We start from the raw sequence: 12,693 nt of genomic DNA, 5'->3' as shown, positions 1-12,693 counted from the left end.
CCGACCGGTTCAGCGGTGCTGGATGACGGCCAGCAGTGCGTGCGCCAGGTCGGCGCCCCAGGCCTCGGCCCGGTCGTCCTCGGCGGGCAGCAGGTGGTTGTGCTTGTCGACGAGGAAGCTCTCGGGCTCGACGATCGGCTGGAAACCGTGCTTGACGAGGCGACGGTTGATGCCCTTCGAGGCCCGCCCCGTCAGCGCGGCGGGCGCGTCGACCCGCGTGTCGAACGCCGCCGCACGGTGGTTGCGCCCGTACCCGAGCCCGTCGAACCAGTCGCGCAAACCAGCGCCCTCGGCGTCGGGTTCGAGCTCGAGGTCGGGCTCCTTGGCGGCGGTCTCGGCGGCCGTCTCCCGCGACCTTGCGCTGGAGAGTCCGTGGGCGTGCGTGGGTCCGCCGACGATCAGGCAGTCGTGCGCATCGACCAGCTCGTGGGTGGCCTCGGTGGCCGGGACCACGGTCACCTCGAGCTCGGTCCGGAGCCCTGCTGCCACCCGGTCGGCGACGGTGTGGGTGTTGCCGAACATCGACTCGTAGACGACCAGTGCGCGCATGACTCCTCCCTTCCGGTGGGTACACCCCCACGTTGCACCCGCCACAGACCGGGCGCCAGAGCCGAACGTCACCAGCGAGCCGGGCAGCGAGCGGCGAGCCGCAACGCCGCCAGCGACAACAACCCGAACCGCGCTGCGGAGCCCGCCGCGCTCGGAGGAAGCATCAGGTCCATGAGCCGAGATCGGTTGCGCCGCTCACGAGGCACGACGAGACGGCGTGACCGGGACCGCGTCGCAACGACTGCCAGCCACCGACGAAGCATCGGCTCCTTGAGCTGAAGGCCGTTCGCCGTCTCGCAAGGCCGATGAGCCCGAGCTGCCTGGGGGCAGCGAGCGGCGAAGCGGAACGCAGCGAGCCGGTGAACGGGTTCAGCTCAAGCGTTGGACGATCATGGCCATGCCTTGGCCGCCGCCGACGCACATCGTCTCGAGACCGAACTCCTTGTCGGCTTCTTGCAGGCCGTGGAGCAGCGTGGTCATGATGCGCGCACCGGTCATGCCGAAGGGGTGACCGAGCGCGATCGAGCCGCCGTTGACGTTGAGCTTGTCGAGGTCGATGTCGAGGTGCTTCGCCGACGGCAGCACCTGGGCGGCGAAGGCCTCGTTGATCTCCACGAGGTCGATGTCGTCGATGGTCATGCCGGCGCGCGCCATGGCTTGGCGGCTCGCCTCGATCGGACCGAGGCCCATGATCTCGGGGTTGAGGCCGGACACCCCGGACGACACGACACGGGCAAGTGGCGTGATGCCGAGCTCGGCAGCCTTCGTGTCGCTCATCACCATCACCGCGGCCGCGCCGTCGTTGAGGGGGCAGGCGTTGCCGGCGGTGACCTCGCCGTCGGGCCGGAACACCGGCTTCAGCTCGGCGAGCTTCTCGACCGTCGTGCCCGGCCGGGGACCGTCGTCCTTCGACACGACCGTGCCGTCGGGCAGCGTGACCGGCGTGATCTCGTGCTCCCAGAAGCCGTTCTCGACGTTGGCGACGGCGCGCTGCTGGCTGCGCGCCCCCCACTCGTCCATCTCCTGGCGGGTGACGCCCTCGGACTGCACGACGTTCTCGGCGGTCTGTCCCATCGCGATGTAGAGGTCGGGCAGGCCCTCCGGCGGGGTCCACGTCGGTGCGCCACCCTGCGAGCGCTCGGCCGTGCGGGCGCCGGCGTCCTTGAAGATCGGGTTCGGCGCCGTGTCCGAGGCGCCGTTGCCGTAGCGGCTGACTGCCTCGACACCGGCCGAGATGAAGCAGTCGCCCTCACCGGCCTTGATCGCATGGGCTGCCATCCGGATCGTCTGCAGACTGGACGAGCAGTACCGGTTGACGGTCACGCCGGGAACGTCGTCGAGCCCGGCGAGCACGGCAACCGCACGTCCGACGTTGAAGCCGGCCTCACCGGCGGGCTGGCCACACCCCATGATGAGGTCCTCGATGTCGTCGGCGCCGACCTGGGGCACCTTCTCCATGAGCGCGGTGACGATCTGGGCCGCCATGTCGTCGGGGCGGAGGTCGACCAACGAACCCTTCGCGGCTCGCCCGATCGGGCTGCGGGCGGTGGCAACGATCACTGCTTCAGTCATGGCGAGCAGCGTAGTTACCCGCGAGTAATCGGAGCGAGTCAGCCCGCGCCGACGGCGACGGTGGCCGGCATGTCCATCGTGTCGTAGCCGACCAGGATGTCGTTGCTCGCCCCGTGGATCGGCGCGACGCGAACCTCCAGCCTGCGGCCGGTCTCCAGGTCGTGCGGCGCCGGCGTCAGGTCGAACGAAACGGGGACGAAGGTCCCCTCGATCGCGGCGACCATCACCTGGTCGTCGGCGAGCCAGACGCAGGCGGTCCGCGCCTCGTCGCAGTCGAACAGGCCGGCACGAACATGCAGCCGCCCTGACCCGACTGGCCCATCGGGTGCGATCCAGACCCCGAGTGTGACGGCACCGGTGATCGCCTTCACCTGCGCCGGGAATCGCCAGACCTGCACGGCCTCCGGGTCGGAGCTCTCCAGCACCTTCGGGGATCGCTCGATCGTGAGCCCCGGCTCCTTGTTGCGGTCGACGTCCAGGTTCGGCAGCACCTCGTTGAGCATGCGACGCTCGGCCACGAGATCGAGCACGGCCTGCGAGGTCTGGTCGCCCGGCGCCGGCGACGCCACGACCCAGACCCCACCCGAGCCCGGCACGGTCGTCGTCGTCGTCGGCGTCGTGGTCGTCGTGGTCGTCGGGGTCGTGGTCGTCGAGGTGGTGGTCGTGGTGGCCGGGGTCGGGGTGGTGGTGGTCGAGGTCGTCGGGGTGGTCGTCGGGGTGGTCGTGGGCGTCGGGTTCGCGGTCGTCGGAGTCGTCGCGCCGACGGGGGCCAGCGTGGTCCCCGGAGAGGTCGCAGCGGCCGTGGTGGTCGTGGTGGCCGCGGTCGTGTCGGCCGTCGTGGTCGGGAGGGTCGGCTCCAACGTGCTGGCCGGCACCGTCGTGGTGGTCGTCGTCGCGCGCGGTGCCTCCGACGTCGGTGACGGCTCGCCGATCGCCCCGACCGGCGGTGGAGCGCCGGACCCTCCCGCAGCGACGGCGGGCGGGCCGCCGTCGCCGCCACCGACGCCGTCATCGCCTGCCGGCCCGCCGACGTCATCGAGCGGAGGCGGCGCCGCAGCGCGGGCGGTCGTCTCGACGACCGCCGGCTGCGGTGGCGGTGGTTCGTCAGACGCTGCGCCAGCGACCACGGCCGCGCCCGTCAGTGCGGCGGACACGGCGCCGGCGACCAGCGTGCTCGACGCCGGGCCACCAGCCGCGGCGAGCGGGCGCGGGAACATCCCGGCCTGCGCCGCCCACGACATCGCGCCCATCGCACGCCACAGCTTGCCGAGCGAGATGTTCATCATCGCCCGCACGACGGTCGGGTCGAACTGGGTGCCGGCACAGCGTTGGAGCTCGGCTCGGGCCTCCCGAGCTGAGATCGGCGCCTTGTACGACCGTGCCGACGTCATCACGTCGAAGGCGTCGGCGACCGACACGATGCGGGACGTCAAGGCGAGCTCCGCGCTCGGCACGCCGGTGGGGTAACCGCCACCCTCGAATCGCTCGTGGTGTTCGAAGACGGCGTCGGCGGATGGTCCGAGCCAGTCGGCCATCGGTGCCACGAGCGTTCGCCCGGCGATGGTGTGCTGCTTGACGATCTCGAACTCCTCGTCGGTCAACTTGCCCGGCTTGTTGAGGATCTCCTCCGGCACGTGGAGCTTGCCGACGTCGTGGAGCAGAGCCGCCCACCGCAGGTGATCGAGCTCCTCGGTGGCGAGGTCCAGCTCCTCACCGATCATGACCGCATAGGCGCGGACGCGCTCGGAGTGCCCGCGAGTCATGCGGTCGTGGCGCGACAGCGCAGCGACCAGCTCGAGCAACGTCTCGGCCGCCTCACGCGGCGTGTCGCCCAGACCGTGTTCGTCGATCGCGTCGAGCTTCTTCTCGAGCTGTCGCGCCGACGTGCCGCGCAACGCGATGCCGAATCGAGACGGTGTCTCGTCGGGGAACACCATCGTGAGTGAGAGCAGCGCCGCGAGCGGCAGCAGGCGGCGCAGGACCCGCTCGGTGCCGATCATCACCAGCGTCGCGATGGCGGCGATCGAGAGCCAGCGCGCGACGCGATGCCAGAACGGGTCGGGCATCGCGAGGCTGCGTGACAGTCCGTAGGCCACGACGAAGGAGAGGATCAGCGGGCCGAGGAAGACGAACGTCCGGATCAGGCGCGCCAGCCACTTCCGCTCCGGCCAGCGATCCGGTGTGCCGGGCGGAGGTGCCGTGGTCGGGGCGCGCTGGGCCGGCATCTGCCGTTCTCCCGCCCTGGGCTGAGCAGTGTCGATGCTCACGTGGACCCCTGACCGTTCGTCGCGTCCTCCGTCGCCTCGAGCGTGCGCTTCACGCGCGCCGACGACCATGAATGAATCGGCAGCGAGGGGACTGTGCTTGAGCTCGGTGCGGTCGGCCTCGCCGAGCCGCCCCTCGAATCCGCACTCCGAATTGACGCGCGCAGGGCCACCGTGAAGACTCCCCCTGCTCGGTCGCGGCTGCCCGGGGGACGGTGGGCCGGATGGAACGGGCGAAAGGGGTCAGCCATGCAAACGCCAGCGCCGTTCAGCTATGAACGGGCCACCAGCGTCGATCACGCGATCGAGCTCCTCGAACGGCTCGGACCGGACTCCCGGATCGTCGCCGGCGGGCACAGCCTGCTGCCGATGATGAAGCTGCGGCTCGCGCAGCCGGAAGCCGTGATCGACATCAACGGGCTCGCCGGCGAGCTCGGCGGCATCAGCATCGACGGCAGCGAGCTGGTGGTCGGCGCAATGGCACGCCACAACGACGTGCTCGACTCCCCGCTCGTCGCCGAGCACTTCCCGATGCTGGTCGACGCCGAGCAGGTGATCGCCGACCCGGTCGTGCGCAACCGCGGGACGGTCGGCGGTTCGCTATGCCAGGCCGATCCGGCGGAGGACCTGTCGGCGGCGCTGTCGGCGCTCAACGCGGTGGCGACGATCCGCGGGACAGCCGGCCCGCGAACGGTCGCGGTCCGCGAACTGCACACCGGGCCGTACGAGACCGTCGTCGGCGACGCGGAGATCCTGACCGAGATCCGGATCCCGATCCGTGACCGGTGCGGGAGCGCGTACGAGAAGGTCGAGCGCCGCGTCGGCGACTGGGCCATCGCTGCTGCGGCCGTCGCCGTCTGGATGGACGGCGACACGATCGCCGACGCCGGTGTCGGTCTTGCCGCCGTGGGCGCCGAGCACTTCGTGTCGCCGGCTGCCGAGGCCGCGCTGCGAGGGCAGCAGCCGACCGACGACGTCATCGCTGCCGCGGCCGCCGCAGCTGCCGCCGACTCGAGCCCGACCACCGACCAGCGCGGCCCGGCCGAGTACAAGCGGCATCTGGCCGGCGAGCTCACCGCACGTGCACTGCGACGAGCCGTCGCCCGAGCGCAAGGAGGCAACTGACATGAGCGACAACATGCACGTCGACGTCGGCGTGACGATCAACGGCGAGGCCCGCTCGGCGACCGTCGAGGCTCGCACGCTGCTCGTCCACTACATCCGCGACCACCTCGGACTGACCGGCACGCACTGGGGTTGCGACACGAGCAACTGCGGCGTGTGCGTCGTCAGCGTCGACGGGCAGCCGATGAAGAGCTGCACGGTGCTCGCGGCGATGGTCGACGGGTCCGAGATCACCACCGTCGAAGGCCTCGCCGGCGAGGAGGGCCTCAGCCCGATCCAGCAGGGCTTCATGGAGTGCCACGGCCTCCAGTGCGGCTTCTGCACGCCCGGCATGATGATCGCCGCCGACGCCCTGCTCGACCGCAACCCGAACCCGTCCGAGGAGGAGATCCGCGACGGGCTCTCGGGTCAGCTCTGCCGGTGCACCGGCTACGACAACATCGTGAAGGCCGTCAACTGGGCGGCCGCCAAACGGCAGGAAGCAACGGAAGGAGCCTCGTCGTGAGCACGACCGAAGTCCCCACGAGCGAGGCCGGCAACCCGATCGGCTTCGGCCGGATGCTGCGCAAGGAGGACGTCAGGTTCGTCCAGGGCGCCGGCCACTACCTCGACGACGTCGTGCTGCCCGGGATGCTGCACGGCGCGATCCTTCGCAGCCCGTTCGCGCACGCGACGATCAACTCGATCGACACGTCGGCCGCCGAGGCACATCCGAAGGTCAAGGCCGTCATCACGGGCGCGACGCTCGAGACGCTCGGCCTCGCGTGGATGCCGACGATGTCGTACGACACCCAAGCCGTGCTCGCCACCGACAAGGTCCGGTTCCACGGGCAGGAGGTCGCGTTCGTCATCGCCGAGGACCGCTACTCCGCCCGTGACGCGCTCGACCTCATCGACGTCGACTACGAGCCGCTCGACCCGGTCGTCGACGCCAAGAAGGCACTCGACGACGGCGCACCCGTCATCCGCGACGACAAGGACGGGCAGACGGACAACCACATCTTCGACTGGGACGCCGGCGACGCCGACGCGACCGCGGCCGCGTTCGCCGACGCCGAGGTCGTCGTCACGCAGGACATGCTGTACCCGCGCTCGCATCCGGCGCCGATGGAGACGTGCGGCATGGTCGCCGACATGAACCCGATCACGGGCAAGCTGGTGATGCACTGCAACACGCAGGCGCCGCACGCACACCGAACGGTGTATGCGATGGTCGCCGGGCTGCCCGAGCACAAGCTCCAGGTGATCTGTCCCGACATCGGTGGCGGCTTCGGCAACAAGGTGCCGATCTACCCGGGCTACGTCTGCGCGATCGTCGGGTCGATCGTCACCAAGAAGCCGGTGAAGTGGATCGAGGACCGCTCCGAGAACCTGATGTCGACCGGGTTCGCCCGGGACTACCACATGACGGGCGAGATCGCCGCGACCCAGGACGGCAAGATCCTCGCCGTCCGCACCCACGTGCTCGCCGACCACGGCGCGTTCAACGCCACCGCGCAGCCGACCAACTACCCCGCCGGCCTGTTCCACGTCTTCACCGGTTCGTACGACTTCCCGGCGGCGCACTGTTCGGTCACGGGCGTCTACACGAACAAGGCGCCCGGCGGCGTCGCCTACGCCTGCTCGTTCCGGATCACCGAGGCGGTCTACCTCATCGAACGGCTGGTCGACTGCCTCGCCGACGAGCTCGGGATGGACCCCGCCGAGCTGCGGTTGAAGAACTTCATCCAGCCCGAGCAGTTCCCGTACCACACGCCGACCGGCTGGGAGTACGACAGCGGCGACTACGAAGCGGCCATGCGGATGGCGATGGACATCGCCGGCTACGACGAGCTGCGCAGGGAGCAGGCCGAGAAGCGCGAGCGCGGCGAGCTGATGGGCATCGGCGTGTCGTTCTTCACCGAAGCGGTCGGTGCCGGCCCGATCAAGCACATGGACATCCTCGGGCTCGGCATGGCCGACGGCTGCGAGCTCCGGGTCCACCCGACGGGCAAAGCGGTCGTCCGGCTGTCGGTGCAGACCCAGGGTCAGGGCCACGAGACCACGTTCGCCCAGATCGTCGCCCACGAGCTCGGCATCCCGCCCGAGGACGTCGAGGTGGTCTACGGCGACACCGACCAGACGCCGTTCGGCCTCGGCACCTACGGGTCTCGCTCCACGCCGGTGTCGGGAGCTGCCGCCTCGATCGTGGCGCAGCGGGTGCGCGAACGAGCGAAGATCGTCGCTGCGACCGCGCTCGAGTGCTCGGTCGACGACCTCGAGTGGGAGCTCGGCCGGTGGCAGGTCAAGGGCGACCCCGACCAGGGCAAGTCGATCCAGGAGCTGGCACTGCTCGCCCACTCGAACCTCGAACTGCCCGACGGCGTCGAGGGGCACCTCGACGCCCAGGCGGTGTACAACCCGCCGAACCTGACGTACCCGTTCGGCGCCTACATCTGCGTCGTCGACATCGACCCCGGCACCGGCCACGTCAAGGTCCGCCGCTTCATCGCCGTCGACGACTGCGGGCCACGGATCAACCCGATGATCGTCGAGGGTCAGATCCACGGTGGTCTCACCGACGGCATCGGGATGGCGCTGATGGAGGTGATCGCGTTCGACGAGGAGGGCACCAACCTCGGCGGCTCCTACATGGACTACCTGCTGCCCACGCCGATGGAGGTCCCGAGCTTCGAGATGGGCGAGACCGTCACGCCGTCGCCGCACCACCCCCTCGGGGCGAAGGGCATCGGTGAGTCCGCCACGGTCGGCTCGCCGCCCGCCATCGTGAACGCCGTCATCGACGCGCTGAAGCCGTACGGCGTCCGGCACGCCGACATGCCGTTCACGCCCGCCCAGGTGTGGATGACCATGCAGGGCCGGCCGCTGCGCACCGACCTCGCGTTCACGGACTGAACGATGGACGACCGCGCCCGCGAACTCCGCGCCTCGCGGGTGCCGTACGTGCACGCACGGGTCGTGCTCGCCGAAGCCCCCACCAGCGCCAAACCCGGTGCCGAGGCGATCGTGCTGGCCGACGGCACGATCGAGGGCTTCGTCGGCGGCGACTGCGCCGAGTCGACGGTGCGCGCCCAGGGCATCGCGCTGCTCGACAGCGGCGACTCGCTGCTGCTGCGCATCACCCCCGAGCCCGAGGCGGACCAGCCCGGCAAGCTCGTCGTGCACAACCCGTGCCTCTCGGGCGGCACGCTCGAGATCTTCCTCGAGCCGGTGCTGCCGGCGCCGACGCTGGTCGTGGTCGGCACGGCGCCCGTGGCCGAGGCGCTCGTTCGGCTGGCGGGCCACGTCGGCTTCCACGCGGTGGCGCCGAGCGCGCTCGACACCGACGTCGTCGCGGACGCGGCTGCCGTCGTCGTGGCCACCCACGGCCGCGACGAGGCGGCCGCGCTGACGGCGGCGCTGGACGGCGAGGTGCCCTACGTCGGGCTGGTGGCGAGCAAGAAGCGCGGCGAGGCGGTGATCGGCGCCCTCGACGTGTGTTCCTCCCGGTCCGCGCGGATCCACTCGCCGGCCGGGCTCGACATCGGCGCCCGGACGCCCGAGGAGATCGCGCTGTCGATCCTCGGCGAGATCGTGTCGCTCCGGCCCCGGCCGTCGGGCCGATCGGTGGCCGAATCGCACGCCTCGACCAGTGACGCCCTCGATCCCGTCTGCGGCATGTCGGTCGCGATGGTCGACGCCTCGCTGCACCTCGACCACGAGGGCACGCGGGTGTGGTTCTGCGGGAGCGGGTGCCTGCGCGCCTTCGCGTCGAACCCCGAGGCGTACCAGCCGGCGTGAGCGGCCTCGACGAGCTCCTGCCGGACGTCGCGGCGCTCGGCCGCGAGCTGGCCGGCGTCGGCTACCTCGCCGATGACGGCCTCTCGACCGCCCTCTTCTGCGCCGCCCGGCTCCCGCAGCCGATCCTCCTCGAAGGCGAGGCGGGCGTGGGCAAGACCGAGGCCGCCAAGGCGCTCGCCGAGGTGCTGAACACACCGTTGCTCCGCCTGCAGTGCTACGAGGGCATCGACGCCGGCGAGGCGCTCTACGAGTGGAACTACACGCGCCAGCTGCTCGCGATCAGGCTGGCCGAGAGCCGTGGTCACGCGCTGGCCGACGCCGACATGTTCACCGAGGAGTTCCTCGTCGAACGCCCGATCCTCGCCGCGCTGCGGCACGCCGGACCACGCCCCGCCGTGCTGCTCGTCGACGAGGTCGACCGTGCCGACGACGAGTTCGAGGCGTTCCTGCTCGAGGTGCTGGCCGATGCGGCGGTCACCATCCCCGAGCTGGGCACGCAGACCGCGGTCAATCCGCCGATCGCGATCCTCACGTCCAATCGCACCCGCGACCTGCACGACGCGCTGAAGCGGCGCTGCCTGTACCACTGGATCGAGTACCCGTCGACCGACCGCGCGACCGAGATCATCCGCACCCGGGCGCCCGACGCTGCCGTCTCCATGGCCCGCCACGTCGCCGAAGCCGTGGCACGGCTCCGGACGCTCGACGTGCAGAAGGCGCCGGGCATCGCCGAGGCGATCCAGTGGGTCAACGCGCTCCGGCTGCTCGGCCTCGACGTGCTCGATGCCGAGGCCGCGGAGCTCACGATCGGCTCCGTGCTCAAGTACCGCGAAGACGCGGAGCTCGTTCGCCAACGGTCGCTCGGCTGGCTCGTCGGCGCCGATGCCTGAGATCGATCTGGCGACGGCCGCAGCCCGGCTGGCCGACCGGTTGCACTCGCTGGGCGTGGCGGTGGCTCCCGACCGGGCGGGTCGCTTCGCCAGCAGCGTGCGCCTCGCGAGACCGGTGACGACCGACGAGCTCTACTGGCTCGGTCGCGTCACCCTCACCTCCACGGTCGCCGAGATCCGGGCGTACGACCGCGTGTTCACGTCGGTGTTCCGGGGCGTCGCCGACGTCGCCGATGACCGGGGCGACCAGCACCAGCCCGACATCGACGACTTCAGCGCGGGAACCGAGCTGGCGGACCGCCGTGACAGCGGCATCGACCTCGGCGGCGGTCGCTCGCGGCCGGCTCCTCGCTCGGACGACGCCGTCACCGATGTCAGCGAGGACGACCCGACCACCCCCGTCGGCGCACCCGCCGCCGCCGACGAAGTGCTCCGGCACCGTGACTTCGCGTCGTGCACCCCCGACGAGCTCCGCGACCTGCGCCGGCTCGTCGCACGGCTCGAGCTCGCGCAGCCGCGCCGACCGAGCCGGCGACGGCGCCGCCACCGCGCCGGTGAGGCGATCGACCTGCGTGGCACCTTGCGCCGTGCCCGCCGCACCGGCGGCCACCCGGCGCGACTGGTCACGCGACGGGAGTCGGACCGCCGGCGCCGCGTCGTGCTGATCGCCGACGTGTCCGGGTCGATGGAGGCGTACGCCCGCGCATACCTCTATCTCCTGCACGGCGCCGTGCGTGCGCTCCGGGCCGAGACGTTCGTGTTCTCGACCCGACTGACCCGGCTGACCCGCCACATGCGCGTCGCCGACCCCGAGCGCGCCCTCCGAGCGGCCCACGCCGACATCGAGGACTGGTCGGGTGGGACGCGCATCGGCGCTGCGATCGCCAGCTTCAACGACCGGTGGGGTCGCCGGGGCCTGGCACGAGGCGCCGTCGTCGTCATCGTGAGCGACGGCTGGGAGAGCGATGACCCGGCCGAGCTCGGCGAGCAGTTGGCCCGGTTGTCGCGGATGGCTCACCGGATCATCTGGGTGAACCCACGCAAGCAGAGCGACCGCTACCAGCCCCTGGCCGGCGGGATGGCGGCAGCACTCCCCCACGTCGACGTCTTCACGAGCGGGCACTCCCTCGCCGCGCTCGACGACGTGCTCGCCGCCATCGCCGAGTAGCGATGGGCGAAGCGACCCCATCGTTCCTGCGCACGATGTCGCCTGCACAGCGAGGCGACGAAGAAGCCACTCGCCTCGTGAGGCACATGCGGTGGAGCCCCACGCACACGTGAGTGACACCGGGCACCGCCGTCCGGCTCTGCAACGATGAGCGGTATGGAGTCATTCACCCCCGCGGAGATCGCTCGGGCCGACGAGGAGCTCGCCTTCACCGCGTTCGCAGCGTTCAACGACCAGCACCTCGGAGTGTTCCGGGTCACCTCGGTCGAGGGCGCCGGGCCATGGGAGATGCATCCCGACACCGACGAACTCCTCCACGTGCTGGAAGGATCGGTGACGGTCGAGGTCCACGACCCCGACGGCAATCAGCTGGTGCCACTCCGGGCCGGGCAGCTCGTGGTGGTGCCGCAGGGTCGATGGCACCGCCACGTCGACGCCGTCGACCTCGTCGAGTTGTTCTACACGCCAGGCGAGAGCCTGCACACCGACGATCCCGCAGCCGAGCCCAAGGGCGGTTGAACCTGGTCACGTCGTTGCCCGTTCGAGCCCCTCGCTCGGGGCGCTGACATCGACGAACGGCGCCCGGATGCCCTACCGGGCAACCACGCGTGGATGCCCTACCGGGCGTCGACGACCCTGAAGCGCTCGGCGTAGCTGCCCTCGGGCAAACCGCCCTCCGACGCCAGCGAGCGGTACCACTCGCGCACCCTGGCCTCCATGCCGTCGGGGTCGCGGTGCTGGCTCTGGTGGCAGCGCAGCGCCTTGATCTTGCGGTCGATCTGCTGCGTGATGTCGACGGTGTGGTCCGAGTCGGGTCCGAGCGTGATCCAGATCTCGTCGACCGACCAGGGCTCGCATCCCGAGCTGAGCAGCTCGGGGAACGCGAACGGGTTCCGCGCATCGGGGTAGACGGCCGCCCACGCTGCCTGGCCGGTCGCGACGTGGTCGGCGTGGCTGCCGTACACGCTGCCGATGTTGATCTGCGGCGACTGGGTGATGACCACCTGCGGTCGCACCTGGCGGATCATGCGCGAGAGCTCGTGCCGGAGCTCGAGGTTGAACTCGACGGCCCCGTCGGGGTGCCCGAGGAACACGAGGTCGGTGACGCCGACCTCGGCGGCCGCCTTGGTCTGCTCCTCGCGCCGGATCTCGGCCATGCGATGCCGCGAGATCGTCTCGTCGAAGCCACCGGCCTCACCGTCGGTCACGAGGCAGTACGTGACCGCCGCGCCGGCATCGGTCAGGTTGGCGACGGTTCCGGCCGCGCCGAAATCGACGTCGTCGGGGTGGGCGGTGATGACCAGGGCACGTTCGATCTCGTCAGGTTTGAGCACGGTCGACAGGC

At 70.8% G+C, this 12,693-nt stretch carries 11 protein-coding genes; 7 read left to right on the top strand and 4 right to left on the bottom strand.

Going from position 1 to position 12,693, the window contains the following annotated elements:
* Window positions 1-9 precede the first annotated feature (9 nt).
* From QNJ12_RS10555 to QNJ12_RS10545, 3 genes are all read right to left on the bottom strand, one after another.
* On the bottom strand, window positions 10-549 hold the full coding sequence (locus tag QNJ12_RS10555; RefSeq protein WP_300622596.1) for a flavodoxin domain-containing protein: 540 nt from the start codon (window positions 547-549) through the stop codon (window positions 10-12).
* 369 nt (window positions 550-918) lie between these two features.
* Window positions 919-2,121: an acetyl-CoA C-acetyltransferase gene (locus tag QNJ12_RS10550; RefSeq protein WP_300622594.1), complete on the bottom strand. Its 1,203-nt coding sequence runs from the start codon at window positions 2,119-2,121 to the stop codon at window positions 919-921.
* Window positions 2,122-2,159: 38 nt separating this feature from the next.
* On the bottom strand, window positions 2,160-4,346 hold the full coding sequence (locus tag QNJ12_RS10545) for an HD-GYP domain-containing protein (protein ID WP_300622592.1): 2,187 nt from the start codon (window positions 4,344-4,346) through the stop codon (window positions 2,160-2,162).
* Between the two features lie 288 nt (window positions 4,347-4,634).
* Here QNJ12_RS10545 and QNJ12_RS10540 point away from each other — a divergent pair, with 288 nt between their 5' ends.
* The 7 genes from QNJ12_RS10540 to QNJ12_RS10510 all read left to right on the top strand — a co-directional run bounded on the left by QNJ12_RS10540 (window position 4,635) and on the right by QNJ12_RS10510 (window position 11,867).
* Window positions 4,635-5,510 (top strand): xanthine dehydrogenase family protein subunit M, encoded by an 876-nt coding sequence (locus QNJ12_RS10540; RefSeq protein WP_300622591.1) that lies wholly within the window; start codon window positions 4,635-4,637, stop codon window positions 5,508-5,510.
* 1 nt (window position 5,511) lies between these two features.
* Window positions 5,512-6,015: a (2Fe-2S)-binding protein gene (locus tag QNJ12_RS10535; protein WP_300622590.1), complete on the top strand. Its 504-nt coding sequence runs from the start codon at window positions 5,512-5,514 to the stop codon at window positions 6,013-6,015.
* Window positions 6,012-8,405, top strand: a complete 2,394-nt coding sequence (locus tag QNJ12_RS10530; protein ID WP_300622588.1) for an aerobic carbon-monoxide dehydrogenase large subunit — start codon at window positions 6,012-6,014, stop codon at window positions 8,403-8,405. Before QNJ12_RS10535 ends, QNJ12_RS10530 begins: the two co-directional genes overlap by 4 nt.
* Before the next feature lie 3 nt (window positions 8,406-8,408).
* A complete protein-coding gene (locus QNJ12_RS10525) occupies window positions 8,409-9,290 on the top strand; it encodes an XdhC family protein (RefSeq protein WP_300622586.1) in 882 nt (293 codons plus the stop codon).
* Between the two features lie 17 nt (window positions 9,291-9,307).
* Window positions 9,308-10,180 (top strand): AAA family ATPase, encoded by an 873-nt coding sequence (locus QNJ12_RS10520; protein ID WP_367281773.1) that lies wholly within the window; start codon window positions 9,308-9,310, stop codon window positions 10,178-10,180.
* A complete protein-coding gene (locus QNJ12_RS10515) occupies window positions 10,173-11,348 on the top strand; it encodes a VWA domain-containing protein (protein ID WP_300622582.1) in 1,176 nt (391 codons plus the stop codon). The genes QNJ12_RS10520 and QNJ12_RS10515 overlap by 8 nt, the downstream gene beginning before the upstream one ends.
* A gap of 156 nt (window positions 11,349-11,504) precedes the next feature.
* Complete coding sequence (locus tag QNJ12_RS10510; protein ID WP_300622580.1) at window positions 11,505-11,867, top strand: cupin domain-containing protein; 363 nt, start codon at window positions 11,505-11,507, stop codon at window positions 11,865-11,867.
* A 98-nt stretch (window positions 11,868-11,965) separates the two neighbouring features.
* On the opposite strand, the gene QNJ12_RS10505 is transcribed toward QNJ12_RS10510, so the two are convergent.
* Entirely contained in the window at window positions 11,966-12,682 is a 717-nt protein-coding gene (locus tag QNJ12_RS10505) for a PIG-L deacetylase family protein (RefSeq protein WP_300622578.1), read from the bottom strand.
* Window positions 12,683-12,693: the final 11 nt, after the last annotated feature.

Source organism: Ilumatobacter sp. (assembly GCF_030065885.1).
GTDB lineage: Bacteria > Actinomycetota > Acidimicrobiia > Acidimicrobiales > Ilumatobacteraceae > Ilumatobacter.
The sequence above is the reverse complement of the archived record's forward strand: the minus strand, read 5'-3'. Positions and strand labels throughout refer to the sequence as shown.

Coding starts and splice junctions, on each gene's coding strand:
- QNJ12_RS10540 (WP_300622591.1), top strand. CDS start 4,635: ATGCAAACGCCAGCGCCGTTCAGCTATGAACGGGCCACCAGCGTCGAT.
- QNJ12_RS10510 (WP_300622580.1), top strand. CDS start 11,505: ATGGAGTCATTCACCCCCGCGGAGATCGCTCGGGCCGACGAGGAGCTC.
- QNJ12_RS10545 (WP_300622592.1), bottom strand. CDS start 4,346: ATGCCGGCCCAGCGCGCCCCGACCACGGCACCTCCGCCCGGCACACCG.
- QNJ12_RS10550 (WP_300622594.1), bottom strand. CDS start 2,121: ATGACTGAAGCAGTGATCGTTGCCACCGCCCGCAGCCCGATCGGGCGA.
- QNJ12_RS10515 (WP_300622582.1), top strand. CDS start 10,173: ATGCCTGAGATCGATCTGGCGACGGCCGCAGCCCGGCTGGCCGACCGG.
- QNJ12_RS10555 (WP_300622596.1), bottom strand. CDS start 549: ATGCGCGCACTGGTCGTCTACGAGTCGATGTTCGGCAACACCCACACC.
- QNJ12_RS10525 (WP_300622586.1), top strand. CDS start 8,409: ATGGACGACCGCGCCCGCGAACTCCGCGCCTCGCGGGTGCCGTACGTG.
- QNJ12_RS10535 (WP_300622590.1), top strand. CDS start 5,512: ATGAGCGACAACATGCACGTCGACGTCGGCGTGACGATCAACGGCGAG.